The sequence below is a fragment of the Streptomyces odontomachicola genome, from assembly GCF_039605595.1.
Taxonomy (GTDB): domain Bacteria; phylum Actinomycetota; class Actinomycetes; order Streptomycetales; family Streptomycetaceae; genus Streptomyces.
This window is the reverse complement of record NZ_JBCFOK010000021.1, coordinates 71,816-88,142: the sequence shown is the minus strand read 5'-3', so window position 1 is coordinate 88,142 and position 16,327 is coordinate 71,816. Positions and strand designations below refer to the sequence as shown.

Annotated in this window: 12 protein-coding genes; 5 read left to right on the top strand and 7 right to left on the bottom strand. The window is 74.9% G+C overall.

Annotated features, from left to right (window positions below; genetic code table 11):
* Nucleotides 1-55 precede the first annotated feature (55 nt).
* The 4 genes from alc to ABEE00_RS31255 all read right to left on the bottom strand — a co-directional run bounded on the left by alc (nucleotide 56) and on the right by ABEE00_RS31255 (nucleotide 4,160).
* A complete protein-coding gene (gene alc, locus ABEE00_RS31270) occupies nucleotides 56-1,201 on the bottom strand; it encodes an allantoicase (protein ID WP_345749125.1) in 1,146 nt (381 codons plus the stop codon).
* 155 nt (nucleotides 1,202-1,356) lie between these two features.
* On the bottom strand, nucleotides 1,357-1,608 hold the full coding sequence (locus ABEE00_RS31265) for a hypothetical protein (protein ID WP_345749124.1): 252 nt from the start codon (nucleotides 1,606-1,608) through the stop codon (nucleotides 1,357-1,359).
* A 108-nt stretch (nucleotides 1,609-1,716) separates the two neighbouring features.
* Nucleotides 1,717-3,873: a 4-alpha-glucanotransferase gene (gene malQ, locus ABEE00_RS31260; protein ID WP_345749123.1), complete on the bottom strand. Its 2,157-nt coding sequence runs from the start codon at nucleotides 3,871-3,873 to the stop codon at nucleotides 1,717-1,719.
* Nucleotides 3,873-4,160, bottom strand: a complete 288-nt coding sequence (locus ABEE00_RS31255; protein WP_451918704.1) for a hypothetical protein — start codon at nucleotides 4,158-4,160, stop codon at nucleotides 3,873-3,875. The genes malQ and ABEE00_RS31255 overlap by 1 nt, the downstream gene beginning before the upstream one ends.
* 353 nt (nucleotides 4,161-4,513) lie before the next feature.
* On the opposite strand from ABEE00_RS31255, the gene ABEE00_RS31250 reads away from it, so the two are divergent.
* Entirely contained in the window at nucleotides 4,514-7,612 is a 3,099-nt protein-coding gene (locus tag ABEE00_RS31250; RefSeq protein ID WP_345749157.1) for a glycoside hydrolase family 84 protein, read from the top strand.
* Between the two features lie 52 nt (nucleotides 7,613-7,664).
* Here the strand turns inward: ABEE00_RS31250 and ABEE00_RS31245 are convergent, their stop codons facing one another.
* Nucleotides 7,665-8,216 (bottom strand): HNH endonuclease, encoded by a 552-nt coding sequence (locus ABEE00_RS31245; protein WP_345749122.1) that lies wholly within the window; start codon nucleotides 8,214-8,216, stop codon nucleotides 7,665-7,667.
* 295 nt (nucleotides 8,217-8,511) lie between these two features.
* On the opposite strand from ABEE00_RS31245, the gene ABEE00_RS31240 reads away from it, so the two are divergent.
* The 4 genes from ABEE00_RS31240 to ABEE00_RS31225 all read left to right on the top strand — a co-directional run bounded on the left by ABEE00_RS31240 (nucleotide 8,512) and on the right by ABEE00_RS31225 (nucleotide 13,342).
* Nucleotides 8,512-9,513, top strand: a complete 1,002-nt coding sequence (locus ABEE00_RS31240; protein WP_345749156.1) for a mechanosensitive ion channel family protein — start codon at nucleotides 8,512-8,514, stop codon at nucleotides 9,511-9,513.
* A gap of 130 nt (nucleotides 9,514-9,643) precedes the next feature.
* Nucleotides 9,644-10,975 carry an ROK family transcriptional regulator gene (locus ABEE00_RS31235; RefSeq protein ID WP_345749121.1) on the top strand — a complete coding sequence of 444 codons (1,332 nt, stop codon included), beginning with the start codon at nucleotides 9,644-9,646 and terminating at the stop codon, nucleotides 10,973-10,975.
* 64 nt (nucleotides 10,976-11,039) lie between these two features.
* Nucleotides 11,040-12,326, top strand: coding sequence for a family 4 glycosyl hydrolase (locus ABEE00_RS31230; protein WP_345749120.1), 1,287 nt, complete (start codon nucleotides 11,040-11,042; stop codon nucleotides 12,324-12,326).
* Nucleotides 12,317-13,342, top strand: coding sequence for an N-acetylglucosamine kinase (locus ABEE00_RS31225; RefSeq protein WP_345749119.1), 1,026 nt, complete (start codon nucleotides 12,317-12,319; stop codon nucleotides 13,340-13,342). Before ABEE00_RS31230 ends, ABEE00_RS31225 begins: the two co-directional genes overlap by 10 nt.
* Here the strand turns inward: ABEE00_RS31225 and ABEE00_RS31220 are convergent.
* Nucleotides 13,323-14,795 (bottom strand): FHA domain-containing protein, encoded by a 1,473-nt coding sequence (locus ABEE00_RS31220; RefSeq protein WP_345749118.1) that lies wholly within the window; start codon nucleotides 14,793-14,795, stop codon nucleotides 13,323-13,325. The two genes, ABEE00_RS31225 and ABEE00_RS31220, sit on opposite strands and share 20 nt — an antisense overlap.
* A 41-nt stretch (nucleotides 14,796-14,836) precedes the next feature.
* Nucleotides 14,837-16,234 (bottom strand): vWA domain-containing protein, encoded by a 1,398-nt coding sequence (locus ABEE00_RS31215; RefSeq protein WP_345749117.1) that lies wholly within the window; start codon nucleotides 16,232-16,234, stop codon nucleotides 14,837-14,839.
* Between the last annotated feature and the right edge of the window lie 93 nt (nucleotides 16,235-16,327).

The following is a 16,327-nucleotide window of genomic DNA, read 5'->3' as shown; positions in this document are numbered from 1 at the left end:
GGTCACCGAACATCTGCCGCACCGCAGGCGAATATCCTCTCCGCCGCAGCGCTGGTCATGCGGCCGCGGCCGCCACCCTCTTGCGGAGGTTCTGGTCGCCGGCCTCTGTCAGCGCGCCGTGCAGGCGGAGGCGGGCCACTCCGCCGTCGGGGTAGACGTCGAGGCGTACGTGGGTGACCGCGCCCGTGTCGGGGAGCGCGAAGCGGTGGAGCGCGTCGGGCTGGAGTTCCGTGCGCGGCAGGAGTTCGCGCCATGTCGACCCGCCGTCGGACGAACCGTGCAGCGCGACCCAACCCGCCGCGTTCCCCTTGTAGTTGGCGGTGTCGATCTCCACCGCGCGCGGCACCGCCTCGGCCGCCAGGCCGAGCCGCACCCAGTCGTGCCCGGTGTCCCGGCGCCGCCGCACCTCCCAGCCGTCGTCCATCTTCTGCGAGATGCCGGGCAGCGTGATGTTCACCGGCTGCGAGAAGAACCGGTCCGAAGCGTCCTCGACCCGCCCCCCGTTGAGCACCGAGGCCAGGTCGTACGTGCCGAGCAGCGCGAGCCACTCGGGGTCGGGCAGCACCTCGCCGTGCACCCGCAGCCTGGCGATCCCGCCGTCGGGGTGCTGGCGCAGCCTGAGGTGGGTGAAGCGGCGGCCGTCCTCGATGGCGAAGCCGTTCGCGGCGTGCCCGCGCACCCGTGTCGCCGGCACCAGCTCGTGCCAGGTGACCTCGGAGGACAGGAGCTCCTCTGGACCCGGCGTACCGGGCACGGACGCGGCCTCGATGCTCACGCGCTGCGGGTAGTTGCCGCGGAAGTGCGCGGTGTCCACCACGATGCCGCGGATCACGCCGGGAGCCCCGAGCCGCACCAGCGCCCAGTCGTGGTCGTCCTCGCCGGGGTGCGGCGACCGCGCGCCGGGCCCGCGCCTGCGGCGGGTCTCCCAGCCGTCCATGACCTTGCCCTTGTGCCCGAAGGCCGACGGGTCGAAGACCGCGGCGTGCGGCTTGAGCAGATTCTCGCGCTCGGCGAAGAACTCGTCGTTCGCCGCGACCACGCCCGCGCCGAAGCGCCGGTCGGCGAGGTCGACGAGCGTGGTGAAGGGGAGATCGGCGCCGCGGTAGTCGGCGTACGGATCGCCGCCGCCGTACGGGGGCGCGTCATAGTCCTGCGGAGAGGACTGCGCGGAGGTCTGCGGAGAAGAGGAAGTGGACACCATTCGCCTTTCGCTCGGGGCTGCGGGGTCGCTCTCGACCTTCGCAGCGCCCGAACGGGCAGGTCCATCTAAAGTTTCCGAGACCTCTGTTCAGCGCCGCTGAACAATAGGCCGCGCCGAACCGGTCGGCGCCGTCAGGTCCGCCGTCGGCTCAGCGCTCAGCTCTGTGGCGTGCGCTGCTGCTTCCGCGACTTGTCCGTCACCATCACGAGCCCGGCGATCACCAGGAACAGCACGATGGGAGCGGCGACATAGAGCCCCAGCGTCTCGATGACGCTGAGTCCCTTGCCCGGGTCGTCGCCGTCGTCGCGGGTGAGCGCGAAGGCGGGCGACGACATCAGCAGCAGCAGCGAAGAGCCGGCGGTGACCGTGCCGGCGCGCAGGGCGTTCTTGGATACCTTGTTGCTCACGCGCTCAAGATATCGGACGGGTGAAGGCCCCGCGCGCGCGGGTGCCGCCGGGGCCCGGGCGCCCGGCGTCCGCGCCGGTCAGGCCCGCACCGGTCAGGCCCGCACCGGTCAGGCCCGCACCGGGGGATGCTCCGCCAGCGCCTCCCGTACGGCCGCGAAGAGGGCCCGCGCACGCGGAGCCGCCACGATCTCCTCCAGCGACGCCGGCGTACCGTCCGAAGAGGCGATCGGCAGGCGCCAGTTGGGGTATTCGTCGAGCGTGCCCGGCAGGTTCTGCGGGCGCCGGTCGCCGAGCGCGTCCGGCAGCCAGATGCCCAGCATCCGCGCGGGGGTGCGGGCGAGGAAGCGGTACACCGCGGTCACCCCCTCCTCCTCGGCGCCGGGTCCGCCGCCCGGCCCGAGGCGCCTCCCGGGGCGGATGAGCCCGAGGCGGGTGAACAGCTCCAGCCACTCGGCGGTCTCCGCCGCGTCGGCCGCGCGCTCGGCGGCGGCGGAGCGCGCGAGCAGCCCGAGCCGGTGCCGCAGCTCCACGTGCTCGCCGGTCAGCCGGGCCGCCGTGCTGGGCAGATCGTGCGTGGTGGCCGTGGCCAGGCAGTCGGCCCGCCACCGCTCGGGGAGCAAGGGAGGAGCCCCCTCGGCCTCGTAGTCGCGCTCGAACCACAGCACCGAGGTGCCCAGCACCCCGCGCCGCTCCAGGTCCTCGCGCATGCCGGGCTCGACGGTGCCCAGGTCCTCGCCGATCACGGCGGAGCCCGCGCGGTGCGCCTCCAGGGCGAGCACACCGAGCATGGCCTCGGTGTCGTACCGGACATAGGCGCCCTCGGTGGGCGGGCGGCCCTCCGGGATCCACCAGAGCCGCGACTGCCCCATCACGTGGTCAAGGCGCAGCGCGCCGGCCGTGCGGAACTGCCCGGCCAGGACCTCGCGGTACGCCGCGTACCCGGTCTCCGCGAGGGTGTCGGGCCGCCACGGCGGGAGGCCCCAGTCCTGGCCGCGGGCGTTGAACGCGTCGGGCGGCGCCCCCACCGAGATGCCCCGCGCGAAGGCGTCCTGGCGCGACCACACGTCGGCGCCCCGCGGGTGCACGCCCACGGCGAGGTCGTGCACGAGCCCCACCGGCATCCCGGCCTCGCGCGCCGTGTGCTGCGCCGCGGCGAGCTGGGTGTCGGCGAGCCAGGTGAGCCAGCAGTGGAAGTCGACCCGCTCCAGGTGTTCGGCGCGGGCCCGCGCGGTGCGCGCCGAGCGGGGGTCATCCAGACCCGCCGGCCAGCGGCTCCAGTCGGGTCCGTGCAGCTCGGCGAGGGTGTGCCAGGTCGCGTGGTCGTCCAGCGCCTGGCCGCGCTCCGCGAGGTAGTCGCAGTACGCGGCGCGCCGGCCCGGCGAGAGGGGCACCTCCCGCACCAGTTCCAGGGCCTCCCGCTTGAGGTCCCAGACCGCGTCCCGGTCGATCAGCGCGCCCTCCCGCAGCACCCCCTCGCGCAGCGCGGCGGCGCGCCCCAGCAGTGCGGCGGCCCGCGCGCGCTCGGGCTCCGGCAGGTAGGCGTACTCCGGCACGTCCTCGACGCGCAGGTACACGGGGTCGGGGAAGCGGCGCGAGGAGGGCCGGTAGGGCGAGGGGTCGGTGTGCTCGCCGGGGGCGCGGGGCACGGCCGCGTGCAGCGGGTTGAGCTGGAGGAAGTCGGCGCCCTGCGAGCGTCCGGCCCAGGAGGCCAGGTCGGCGAGGTCGCCGAGGTCGCCCATGCCCCAGGAGCGGGACGAGAGGAGCGAGTAGAGCTGGACCAGCAGGCCGTAGCCGCGGCCGGTGCCGGGGCGGGCCTGCGGCGCGGGCAGCCGCCCGGGCGCCGCGATCAGCACCGCGTGCGCGGCGCGCCCGTCGGGTGCCTGGGCGTGCAGGGTGTGAACGCCCGGGGGCAGGGCGGCACCGGGACCCCAGTCCCGTGCCTGCCCGCCCTCGGTGATCACTCGGAGCGCGGTGCCCTCGGGCAGGGCGCGCAGCGCAGGGGGAGGAGCCGCCCGTTCGGGGTCTCCGGCATCCCCGGTGCGCGCCTTGGTACGGAGCACCACGGTGTGCGGCAGCAGCCGCAGGGATTCCTGCTCGTGCCGCCGCAGTGCCTCGCGCACGGCCTGCGGCGTACCGGCGTCCACTCCGAGCGCGGCCAGCACCTCGACGAGCGTCGCGTCGGGGACGAAGGCCGTACGGCCCGGTGAGGGCTCGTAGGAGGGGGAGACACCGTGCGCCGCGGCGAGCCGCGCGAGGCGGCTCATCAGATGTCCGGGGACTCCGTGCCGAAGCCGGTCCCGGTCGGCTCACTGGTGAGCGGGAGTTCGGCGAGGGGCGGTTCGCTGGTCAGCGGAGCGACGTCGGCGAGCGGGGGCTCGCTGGTGAGCGGAGCTTCGATGCAGCCGCAGGTGCACGAGCCGTCCAGTCCGGAATCCGGGTGCGAGACACCGGACAGGTCTACCGGCCCGTGCCCTCGTTTGGAGAGTCCTCGTTTGGAGAGCACCTGGTGCGGCAGCGGGGGTGAGATCAGCGGAGCAGCGGACGCGGCCACGGTGGGCCTCCGTTCGTTGACTAATGGATGGTCACGACGTGCCTTACCCAGTGGACACCGGCACAGACGTAATTTCCCGGGGAACGTGGCCCAGCTCACGTTGCGCTCACACAGGCGAATTCGCTGTACGACGCTCCGTGAGGCGGAGTTCCGCCGTGTGGGACGGAGAACCCATGAAAGTTCTTCCGCCTCGGAGCGAAGCGGTCACAACGGCCGCACGGAGCGTCCCTCGTGCCGCAGACTTGTCCCCGACTTCGTGTTTGGCGGCGGACCACGCCACTCCGGGAGGGGGAGAAGTGCGCACAGGTGCATCCGGTCGGCGGGTCAGGGCGAGTGCCCTGGTCGCCGCGGTCATGGGAGGGCTGCTCGGCGGCGCGCCGGCGGCGCACGCCGCGCCCCCTCCCCCGCAGGGCGACGACACCGCGCGGGACGGCGAGGCCGCACACGCCCCGCTCCCCGACGTATGGCCGCGGCCGCAGAGCATGCGCGCACAGGGCGAGTTCGTGCCGGTGGGCCGCGAGGTCACCCTGGTCGCCGACGAGGGCGCCGACCGCTATGCGCTGGACGTGGTGCGCTCCGCGCTGCGCGAGGCGGGCGCCCGCACGGTGCGCGAGCTGCACCCCGGCGAGCACCTGCGGGACACGACGGGTCTTGTGGTGTACGCGGGCGACGTGGCCGCCGCCGACGCGCTGCACGCCCTGCGCGTGCCGGCCAAGGGCGACCTGCCGGCCGGCGGCTACCGCCTGGCGGCCGGGCGGGTGGGCCAGCGGGACACCGTGGCCTTCGACTCGGTGGACGGCGCGGGCCTCTTCCACGCCGCGCAGACCCTCCGCGGCCTGCGCACACGGCACGGCCGCGGCACCGGTTTCCCGGGCGTGACCGTGCGCGACTGGCCGGTCGCCCCCGTGCGCGGGATCAGCGAGGGCTTCTACGGGACGCCGTGGTCCCAGCGCGAGCGCCTGGAGCAGCTCGACTTCCTGGGCCGCACCAAGCAGAACCGGTACCTCTACGCCCCCGGCGACGACCCGTACCGCCAGGCGGCGCACTGGCGCGACCCCTACCCGGCCGCGCAGCGCGCCGATTTCAGGGAGCTGGCCGAGCGCGCGCGGCGCAATCATGTGACCCTCGCCTGGGCCGTCTCGCCCGGCCAGGGCTTCTGCTTCTCCTCGCCGGAGGACCGCAAGGCGCTGCTGAAGAAGGTGGACGCCATGCGGGCGCTCGGGTTCGGCGCGTTCCAGCTCCAGTTCGACGACGTGAGCTACAGCGAGTGGCACTGCGACGCGGACTCCGACGCGTACGGGGGCGGCCCCGCCGCGGCAGCCAAGGCCCAGGCCGAGACCGCCGACGCGCTGGCCCGCCACCTGAGGGAGCGGCACCCGGACGCGGCGCCCCTGTCGGTGCTGCCCACGGAGTTCTACCAGGACGGTGCGACGGAATACCGGAGCGCGCTGGCCGGGGCGCTGGACGACCGCGTGCAGGTGGCCTGGACGGGCGTGGGGGTCGTGCCGCGCACCATCACCGGCGGCGAACTGACCCGCGCACGCGCCGCCTTCGGCGGCCAGCCGCTGCTCACCCAGGACAACTACCCGGTGAACGACTACGCCAGGGACCGCGTCTTCCTCGGCCCCTACCGCGGCAGGGAGCCGGCCGTCGCGGGCGGCTCGGCCGGGCTGCTGGCCAACGCCATGGAGCACGCCGTGGCCTCCCGCATCCCGCTGTTCACTTCGGCCGACTACGCCTGGAACCCGAAGGGCTACCGGGCCGCCGACTCCTGGCGCGCCGCCCTCGGCGAGGCCGCGGGCGACGGCGGCCGCCGCGCCAGGGAGGCGGTCCTCGCCCTCGCGGGCAACGACTCCTCCTCCGTGCTGGGCGGCAAGGAATCCGCGTATCTGCGCCCGCTGCTGCGCGAGTTCTGGACGGCGTACGAGGAGCGGGCCGGCGGCGCGGGCGGTGAGCGGCTGCGCCGCGCGGGCTCGGAGCTGCGCGCCGCCTTCGGCGCCGTGCGCACCGCACGCGAGCATGCGCCCGACCGGCTGCGCGCCGAAGTGGGGCCGTGGCTGGACCAGTTGGCGCGGTACGGCGAGGCGGGCGAGCGCGCCGTGGACATGCTGCTGGCGCAGGCGCGCGGCGACGGCGCGGCGGCCTGGGCCGCACAACTGGACGTGCGCCGGCTGCACAAGGACGCGCAGGGCCACAAGGCGACGGTCGGCAAGGGCGTGCTGGGCCCGTTCGCCGAGCGCGCGCTCAAGGAGGCCGAGGGCTGGTCGGGCGCGCGGGGGCGCGGCCACGGCGGCACCGGCACCGCGCGCGCCGAGCCCTCGGGCCGCGGCGGTCACGGGCCCGGAGCGGCCGTGGACGGCGACCCGGCCACCGCGTACGAGGCGCGCAAGGCCCCTGAGGCGGATCGTTCCGGCCCCGCGCTCTCCGCGGTGCCCGGCCTTCCCGCGCAGCGCGCAGCGGGCGAGCGGGGGCGCTCGGGCGGGCTCACCGTGCCGCTGCGCGCCGCCCGCCCGCTCCAGGCGGTCACGGTGCAGACGGGACCGCACTCAGGCACCCGCGGGGACGTGGAGGTCCACGTCCCGGGCGAGGGCTGGCGGCGTATCGGCGCGCTGTCCCCGAGCGGCTGGACCCAGGCGGACGCGAAGGGCGCCCGCGCCGACGCGATGCGGCTGAGCTGGGCCTCAGGCTCCGAGCCTCCGGTGGTGCACGAGATCGCGCCGTGGTATGCGGACAGTCCCGCCGCGTCCCTGGGCCTGTCCCGTACGGAGACCGCGGTGCCCATCGGCGGCGCGACCGAGGTGCCCGCGACGCTGCGCTCCGAGCACCCCGACGACGTCAGCGGGCGGGTCACCGCGAAGGCGCCGAAGGGGATCGAGGTGAAGGCCCCGGGGCACACGGCGGTGCCGCGCGGCGGGGAGGCGCGGGTGCCGCTGCGCGTGACGGTGGACTCCTCGGTGGACTCGGGCAGTTACCGGGTGCCGGTGTCCTTCGGCGGGGAGCGGCGCACCCTGACGGTGCACGCCTTCCCGCGTACCGGCGGGCCCGACCTGGCGCGGGAGGCGCGGGCCTCGTCCTCGGCGGACGAGACGGCGGACTTCCCCGCTTCGGCGGTCAACGACGGCCGCGCGGGCACCCGCTGGTCCTCACCGGCCGAGGACGGGCAGTGGGTGCAGCTCGCGCTGAAGCGCCAGGCGCGGGTCGGCCAGGTGGTGCTGCGCTGGCAGGACGCCTACCCGGAGCGCTACCGCGTGCAGGTCTCCCCCGACGGGAGGCGCTGGCGCACGGCGGCCGCGGTGCGGGACGGAAAGGGAGGCAAGGAGTCCGTGCGGATGGACGCGCCGGAGGACACCCGCTATGTGCGGGTGCAGGGCGACCGCCGGGCCACCCGCTTCGGCATCTCGCTGTGGTCCGTCGAGGTCTACGCGGTGGCGGAGGACGACAGCGGGCGATGACCGAAGGGGCGGCGGCCCGGGAGGAAGCGCCGGAGAACGCCGCACCCAACAACTAAGCCCGGTCTCGGGCAGGTGGTCTGCCGTCGATCCGGGCCAGTGCGTCATCCGCGCCGTATGGCTGGAGGTAGGGCATCCAGCGCGGGTCGCGATGCCCCGTGCCGATGATCCTCCAGGCGAGGCCGCTCGGCGGTGCCGGCTGATGGCGCAGCCGCCAGCCGATCTCCGCCACATGGCGGTCCGCCTTCACGTGGTTGCAGCGGCGGCAGGCCGCCACCACGTTCTCCCAGGTGTGCTGCCCGCCGCGGCTGCGGGGGACCACGTGGTCGACGCTGGTTGCGACGCCACCGCAGTAGGCGCAGCGGCCGCCGTCCCGGGCGAAGAGCGCGCGGCGGGTGAGGGGGACGGCGCCCCGGAAGGGCACCCGCACGAACCGCTTGAGCCGGACGACGCTGGGGGCGGGTATGACGTGGGTCGCGCTGTGCATCAGGGCGCCGGAATCCTCGAGGCTGACGGCCTTGTCGTTGAGGACGAGGATGAGCGCACGGCGGAGCGGTACGACGCCGAGCGGCTCGTACGACGCGTTGAGGACCAGGACATGTGGCACGGTGCCTCCTTGTACGTCGGCGGCGCGTGGCTCGCGCCGGGACGATCTCTCCTCAGTGTGTCCCGTGCCGTGCTGACTTCGCCACCACGGCCGGGTAACGCACCGAGCGTGTTTTCCACCACACGCACTACATCCCCGCACCGGCCGCTTCTGTCCCTCGAACACCCGCACAGCTGGGGCAAGATGGGGCGCCGGGCCCTCTGATGACGCGAAATGTGAAGACGGTGCGCCGTTAGTGTGGTTCCCTCGTGCGCGCCACCGAGGCGCGCGCTTGTCCCGCACGGAAGGTTCCGCTGTGTACTGGCTGACCGCCGCCGCAAACCCGGCACCGGGAGCGGAGCGCCCGCCCTCGCTCGACGAGGCGCACAGGACCGCCACCGAGGCCGCGGGCTGGATAGAGGAGAACTGGTCGGACTGGGTCGGCGCAGGCCTGAAGATCCTGGTGATCGCCGCGGTCGCGGTGGTGCTGCGCTACGTCATACGACGCTCCATCACCAAGCTGATCACGCGGATGAACCGCCGCGCCGAGGCCGCCGACAGCGGCAACGCGCTGCGCGGCCTCCTGGTGAGCAGGGAGCGCAGGCGCCAGAGGTCCGCCGCGATCGGCTCGGTGCTCCGCAACGTGGCGTCCTTCGTCATCATGGGCACCGCCGTCCTCATGGTCCTCTCCAACCTGGGCATCAACCTCGCCCCGCTGCTGGCCAGCGCGGGAGTCGCGGGCGTGGCGCTGGGCTTCGGGGCGCGCAATCTGGTGCAGGACCTGCTCGCGGGGATGTTCATGCTTCTGGAGGACCAGTACGGGGTGGGTGACCGCGTCGACGCGGGTGAGGCCTGCGGCACCGTGCTGGAGATCGGGCTGCGGGTGACCCAACTCCGCGGCGACGACGGCGAGATCTGGTACATCAGGAACGGCGAGATCAAGCGGGTCGGCAACCTCAGCCAGGGCTGGTCAACTGCCTCGCTCGACGTGCAGGTGCGGGCCTCGGAGGACCTGGACGCGGTGCGCGCCGCCGTCCAGGCCGCCGGCGAGGAGCTGGGCAAGACCGAGCCGTGGGACGAGATGCTCTGGGAGCCGGTCGAGGTGCTGGGCCTGGACTCGGTCACCCTCGACGCCATGGTCATCCGGGTCTCCGCGAAGACCATGCCCGGCAAGAAGCTCGCGGTGGAGCGCGAACTGCGCTGGCGCATCAAGCGGACGCTGGACGGACGCGGCATACCGATCGTGGACGAGGACTCGCTGGCGCTGGAGAACGGCAGGGTGCCCCAGCCCCGCGTGGACGTGGAACAGAAGGGCTAGCGCCCCGCGGCCCCGACGAGCCCCCAACGGCCCCCGTGGCGCCGGGCGTTGACCCCGGCGTGCGGGGGCCCTACTGTTCCCGGCACACAACAGGAAACTTTCCTGACAGTTCTCGGAGCGGGGGCGGCGCATGGGTGCTGCGGACGGCACGGATGCGGGAACGGCGGCGGACGGGGGCACGGCACCGGGCACGCCCCGGGTGCTGCGCGCGATGAACGACCGCAAGGCGCTGGAGCTGCTGCTCGCGCACGGCCCGCTCTCGCGCGGCCGGATCGGCGGCCTCACGGGCCTGTCCAAGCCCACCGCTTCCCAGCTCCTGGCGCGCCTGGAGGCCGCGGGACTGGTGGTCGCCACCGGCAGCAGCGAGGGACGACCCGGCCCCAACGCCCGGCTGTACGCGGTGAATCCGCAGGCCGCATACGTCGCGGGCGTCGACGTGGACACCTCCCGCATCCGCGCCGCTGTCGCCGATCTCACCGGGCGCACGGTGGGCAGCGCGGAGGTGCCGGGGCCGCGCGGGTGTGTGCCGGGGCCTCGTACGGAATCCGCCGCCGATGAGAGTTCCGGTGACGGCTCCGGTGACGGCCCCGGTGACGCCGTGGCGCAGGTCGTGCGGGCGCTGGACGGGGCCGCGCGCGCCGCGGGCGTGCCGCGCGAGCGGGTGCGCCGGACCGTGATCGGCACCCCCGGCGCCTTCGACCCGCGCAGCGGACGCCTGAACTACGCCTCCCACCTGGACGGATGGCACTCCCCCGCGCTGCGCGAGGAGATGGCGGCCGCGCTGTCGGCGCCGGTGGAGTACGACAACGACGTGAACCTCGCCGCGGTGGCCGAGAGCCGGCTCGGCGCGGCCTCAGGACACGAGGACTTCGTACTGCTCTGGAACGAGCAGGGCATCGGCGCCGCGCTGGTCCTCGGCGGGCGGCCGCACCGCGGGCACACGGGCGGCGCGGGCGAGGTCGGCTTCCTGCCGGTGCCGGGCACCCCGCTCGTACGGCACCCGGAGCGCGCGAACACCGGCGGCTTCCAGCAGCTCGCGGGGTCCACGGCGATCCTGCGGGTGGCCCGCGAACTCGGCCTGGAGCACGACACCGGGGCGCCCGCGCGCGAGGCGGCGGCCGCCCTGCTGGTGGAGGCCGTCGAGCACGTGGAGCACGCCGGGCGCCCCGCCGCGCCCGGGCCGTACGGGGAGCTGCTGCGCCGCTTCGCGCACGGCACGGCCGTCGGCCTCGCGGCGCTGACCGCCGTGCTGGACCCGCCGCTGATCGTGCTGTCCGGCGCGCTGTACGCGGCGGGCGGCGAGCGGGTGCGCGGTCTCGTGCGCGACGAGCTGGACCAACTGGCCGTGCGGCGGCCCCGGCTGGCACTGGGCACGGTCACCGCGTACCCGGTGCTGGCAGGCGCGCTGGAGAGCGCGCTCGGCACGGTACGGGACGAGGTGTTCGACACCTCGGCGCGCTGAGGGGCGGGGGCACGCACGGGAGAACGCGCAGGACACACGGGCACATCCGACAGGAGGGGACGGCATGGCGGCGGGAAAGCTCGCGGTGGTCGGCGGAGGGTCGACGTACACGCCCGAACTCATCGACGGTTTCGCGCGCCTGCGCACGGCGCTGCCGCTGGACGAGATCGTGCTGATCGACACCGACCCCGGGCGCCTGGAGCCGGTCGGCGGCCTGGCACAGCGCATCCTCGCAGCTCAGGGGCACCCCGCCCGGCTGCGTACGACCTCGGACCTGGAGTCGGGGGCCGAGGGAGCCGACGCGGTGCTGATCCAGCTGCGGGTCGGCGGCCAGGCGGCGCGCGGGCGCGACGAGACGTGGCCGCTGGAGTGCGGCTGCGTCGGGCAGGAGACCACCGGAGCGGGCGGTCTCGCCAAGGCGCTGCGCACCGTGCCCGTGGTCCTGGACATCGCGGAGCGGGTGCGCCGGGTCAGCCCGGACGCCTGGATCATCGACTTCACCAACCCGGTCGGCATCGTCACGCGCGCCCTGCTGGAGGAGGGGCACCGCGCGGTCGGGCTGTGCAACGTGGCGATCCACCTCCAGCGGAAGTTCGCCGCGCTGCTCGACATGAGCCCCTCAGAACTGCACCTGGACCACTACGGGCTGAACCACCTCACCTGGGAGCTCGCCGTGCGCTCCGGCGGCCCCGAGGGCCCCGACCTGCTGCCGGGCCTGCTGGAGCGGCACGCGCCCCGGATCGCCGAGGACCTCCACCTGCCCCTGCCGGTGCTGGAGCGCCTGGGCGTGGTGCCCTCCTATTACCTGCGCTACTACTACGCGCACGACGCCGTCGTCAGCGAGCTGCGCGGCAAGCCGTCGCGGGCCGCCGAAGTGGCCGCGATGGAGCGCCAGTTGCTGGAGATGTACGCGGATCCCGCGCTGCGCGAGAAGCCGGAGCTGCTGGCACGGCGCGGCGGCGCGTTCTACTCGGAGGCCGCGGTGGCGCTGGCGGCCCGGCTGCTGGGCGGCGCGGAGAGCCCGGACGCCGGAGAGATCCAAGTGGTGAACACGTACAACAACGGCACCCTGCCCTTCCTGCCCGACGACGCGGTCGTGGAGCTCCCCGCGCGGGTCTCGCCCCACGGCGCCGAACCACTCCCCGCTCCCCACCTCGACCCGCTCTACGCGGGCCTGATGTCACACGTCGCCGGGTACGAGCGCCTGGCGCTGGACGCGGCGCTGCGCGGCGGCCGCGACCGGGTCTTCCGCGCGCTGCTGGCCCACCCGCTGATCGGGCAGTACGAACAGGCCGAGCGGCTCACCGGGCTGCTGCTGGAGCACAACAGGGAGCACCTGGCGTGGGCGTGAACGCCTCGTTGAACAGCCTCCCGTCCGGCGCCCTGCTCGCGCTCGACGCGGGCAACAGCAAGACCGACGCCGCGGTGCTCGGCCCCGACGGCGCGGTGCTGGGCGCGGCGCGCGGCGGCGGCTTCCAGCCGCAGGCGACGGGCCCCGAGGCGGCGGTCGCCGAACTGGCCCGCACCGTCGGCGCCGCGGGTGGCAGCGGTCACCGGTTCGCGCTGGTCACCGCCTGCCTGGCCAACGCCGATCTGCCGCGCGAGGAGCGCGCGATGGAGCAGCGCATCGCCGCGTACGGCTGGGGCGAGGAGCTGCGGGTGGCCAACGACACCTTCGCGGTGCTGCGCGCCGGTCTCGCCGACGGCGCCGAGGAGCGGCACGGCAGCGGCGTCGGCGTGGTGTGCGGCGCGGGCATCAACTGCGTGGGCCGCGCGGCCGACGGGCGTACCCACCGCTTCCCCGCGATCGGCGAGCTGTCGGGCGACTGGGGCGGGGGCGGCGGCCTCGCGCGCGCCGCGCTGTGGCACGCGGCGCGCGCCGAGGACGGCCGCGGCGAACGGACCGCGCTCGCGAAGGAGTTGCCCGCGCACTACGGGCTGCCCTCGATGTACGCGCTGATCGAGGCGCTGCACATGGGGGAGCTCCCCGGGGCGCGGCGGCACGAGGCGGTGCCGGTGCTCTTCCGGGTGGCCGAAGGAGGCGACCCGGTCGCGCGGCGGCTGGTGCTGCGGCAGGCCGAGGAGATCGCGTCCATGGCCACCGTCTCCATGGACCGGCTCGGGCTGCCGGCGGAGAGCACCCCCGTGGTGCTCGGCGGCGCTGTGGCGGCCGCGCGCCATCCGCTGCTGCACGAGACGCTCGCCGAGCGCTTCCCCGTACTGCGGGTGGTCACCGAACCGCCGGTGCTCGGCGCGGGATTGCTGGCGCTCGACCACACAGGAGCGCCCCCTCACGCGCACGCGCGCCTGAGGGGGCACTACCGGAAGGCCTCTGACCAGTGCTCCGTTACGAGCGGCGCACCGTGATCGTCGTCCAGGCGCCCACATGGACGCGGTCGCCGTCCTGGAGCGGCACCGGCACGTAGGGCTGGATCGGGTCCTCCGAGCCGTTCACCGTCGTGCCGTTGGTGGAGTCCTGGTCCACCACGGACCAGCTCCCGTCCGGCTGCTGGACCAGCACCGCGTGCTGGTGCGAGACGCCGGGGTCCTCGGGCGAGCGGCCGAGGTCGATGTCGGGCGCCTCGCCCGTGGACTGGCGGCGGCGGCCGATGGTGATCTGGTGCCCGGAGAGCTCCAGCTCCTGCTGGGGGGAGTAGGCGGGGAGCGCGAGGTTCGCCGCCTCGGGGCCGCTGCGGCCCATCATCGCGGAGAAGTACTCGCGGTCCGGCGCGACCACGGCCGTCCAGCCGCCGGTGCCCGCGCCGCCCTGCTGCGGTACGCCGCCCTCCCGGAAGTCGCCCTGGGAGAAGTCGCCCTGCCCCGTTCCGGGGCCCTGGCCCATGCCGGGGCCCTGACCAGGACCCTGGCCCATGCCCTGGCCCTGCGGCGGCCCGCCGTGGAACCCCTGGGCCTGACCGCCCTGCGAGAAGTCACCCTGCGGCCCAGGACCCTGCTGACCCGGACCCTGCGGACCGGGGAACGGCCCCTGCGGAGGCTGCTGTTGCGGCGGCCCCTGCTGGTACGGGGCGGCCTGCGGCTGCTCCTGCTGCGGCGGCGAGAGCATCCAGTCGCCGCTCTGGCCGCCGGACTCCTGGCCGCCGCCGAACCCGCCCTCCGGGGAGAGCGGTTCCGCCGGGCGGTTCACCTGGGACGGCCGCGAGCTCTCGTAATCAAGCCCCTGACCGGGACCGGGCTGACCGGGCCCCGGCTGTCCCGGACCCGGCTGCGGCGGCGGGAAGCCGCCGTGCTGCGGCGGGGGCGGCGGGCCCTGCGGCTGCTGCCCCTGCTGCGGCCCGCCGGCGAACTGCTGCGGCGCCTGCTGCTGGTGCGGCGGCACGTACGTGGTCGGGGTGTTGGTGAGGAAGTTGTAGCGGCACTCCTCGCAGAACGGCGCCTGCGCCTCACGCGGCGTACGGCACTGCGGGCACAGCTCGCCCTGCTGCTGGGGCTGCGGCGGGGGCGGACCCTGCTGGTGCGGAGGCGGCGGAGGCCCCTGCTGGTGCGGCGGGGGCGGCGGGCCCTGCTGCTGAGGCGGCGGGGGCGGGCCCTGCGGTCCCGGCGGCTGCGGCGGGCCCTGCTGCTGGGGGGCCTGGGGCGGTCCGGGGTACGGGTACCCCTGGCCCTCGGAGGGGGCGGGCGGTCCCGGCACGCCCTGCGGCGGACCCGGGTATCCGTAGCCGCCCTGCGCGGGCGGGGCGGGAGGCGGCGGCGCGGCACCACCCGCGGCCGCGGGCGCGGATGCGCCGTCGGCCATGCGGTGGCCGCACACCTCGCACCAGTCGTCGGCCGCCGACTGGTGGCCGTTCGGGCAAGTAGGCATGGTGAATGCCTCCCCCTCCGTACTCCTGCTCGTCCTGCTCGCTACTTCTTCACGCGGACCGTCTTGGTGGACCGCGTCTCCAGCGTCATCTCGTCGGCCTCGGCAACCTGTGCCTTCAGTCGAACAGTACCCGTCGACTCGTCCACGACGTCCACCACCTTCGAAAGCAGCTTCGCTGTATCCGCGTTCCCTGAAGCGCCCGCCAACTGTACGGCGCGACCCAGCCGGGCCGTCGCTCCCGCCGTGTCCCCGGCCTTGCGCAGCTCCAGTCCCTGCTGGATCGCCTGGGCCAGCTCGGCCTGCCCCGTGTAGTGCGCGACCTGCGGATTGATCGTGGTGGTGGCCTCCATGTCGGCGGTCCACACGGCGCGGATCAGCCCCTGCGCGAGGGTCCGCGCGGAGCCGCCCCCGCCCGGTTCGGGAAGCACCAACGAGGCGCGCGCGGCGAGCATTTCCTGCCCCACCTCGGCCGCGGGGACCCGCACGCACACGTGGTAGTCGCGGGACTCCTCGCCCCACGATCCCGTGGGGTAGTCACCGGCGCGCGGGCCCGCCTCGGTGCGCCGCGCGGTGAGGTCCTCGACCGTCGGCGCGACCTGCTTCACGAAGGCCAGCTCGCTGCCCTGCGGGGTCCAGATCCGGAGCGATACGTCCGCGACCTCCTTGCCCATGGCCTTCCGCATCATCTGCGTGAAGTCCTCGGCGAGGCCGTCCGGATCGGCCACGATGTCCGCCGAGCCGAGCAGCGCCGAGGCGATCCCTGTGACTTCTTTCACCTCCCAGTCGGTGCCCACTCCGCGCGCGTCGCAGGTGAACCGGCCCGCGCACGCCTCCAGCGTGGCCCGCAGCTCCTCCGGCTCCTCGTGCTCGTTCCGCCCGTCGGTGAGCAGGATCCCGTGCCGGATCGCGGCGCCCGACGCCGAGAGCAGCTTGTCCGCCAGCCGCAGCCAGGTGCCGATCGCCGTGCCGCCGCCCGCCGAGAGCCTGCGCAGCGCCTCCTTGGCCTGGCCCCGGGTCGACTTGCCCGCGACCGCCAGCCGCCCGCTGCCCGGATAGACCTGCTTGGCCTGGTGCGTCCCCGCGACCACGGCGAACCGCACGCCGTCCCGCAGGGTGTCCACCGCTGCCGCCGTCGCGTCCCGCGCGTTGCGCATCTTGGCGGGCGGATAGTCCATGGAGCCCGAGCAGTCCACCATGATCACGACCGCGGCGCCGGGCTCCGTACCGCCGCCGGACCGCGGATCGGGAACGGCCGCCGGATCGCCCACCGGAGCGGGCGCACCGCCCGCGCCGCTGCCCGTGCCGCTGCCCGAAGCGGTCACGGTGACGATCGCGTTGACCTCGCGCCCGCCCTCCGGCAGGTACTCGTTCTGATAGACGTCCACGGCGAAGTGCGGCACGCCGGACTGCGGCGTGTGCGATGCCTGAATGCCGGCCATCTGTCCCTCCCTGCCCCTCAGCGACGAGGAGAGAAGGAGGCCGGGGCGGAGGACCGCGTGCGCCGGACGGCGCCGCTCCCCCGTGCTCCCCGT

Excerpts from the sequence above, each read along its gene's own strand:
- alc (WP_345749125.1), bottom strand. The coding sequence starts at position 1,201 with ATGGTGTCCACTTCCTCTTCTCCGCAGACCTCCGCGCAGTCCTCTCCG.
- malQ (WP_345749123.1), bottom strand. The coding sequence starts at position 3,873 with ATGAGCCGCCTCGCGCGGCTCGCCGCGGCGCACGGTGTCTCCCCCTCC.
- ABEE00_RS31250 (WP_345749157.1), top strand. The coding sequence starts at position 4,514 with ATGGGAGGGCTGCTCGGCGGCGCGCCGGCGGCGCACGCCGCGCCCCCT.
- ABEE00_RS31235 (WP_345749121.1), top strand. The coding sequence starts at position 9,644 with ATGGGTGCTGCGGACGGCACGGATGCGGGAACGGCGGCGGACGGGGGC.
- ABEE00_RS31230 (WP_345749120.1), top strand. The coding sequence starts at position 11,040 with ATGGCGGCGGGAAAGCTCGCGGTGGTCGGCGGAGGGTCGACGTACACG.
- ABEE00_RS31220 (WP_345749118.1), bottom strand. The coding sequence starts at position 14,795 with ATGCCTACTTGCCCGAACGGCCACCAGTCGGCGGCCGACGACTGGTGC.
- ABEE00_RS31215 (WP_345749117.1), bottom strand. The coding sequence starts at position 16,234 with ATGGCCGGCATTCAGGCATCGCACACGCCGCAGTCCGGCGTGCCGCAC.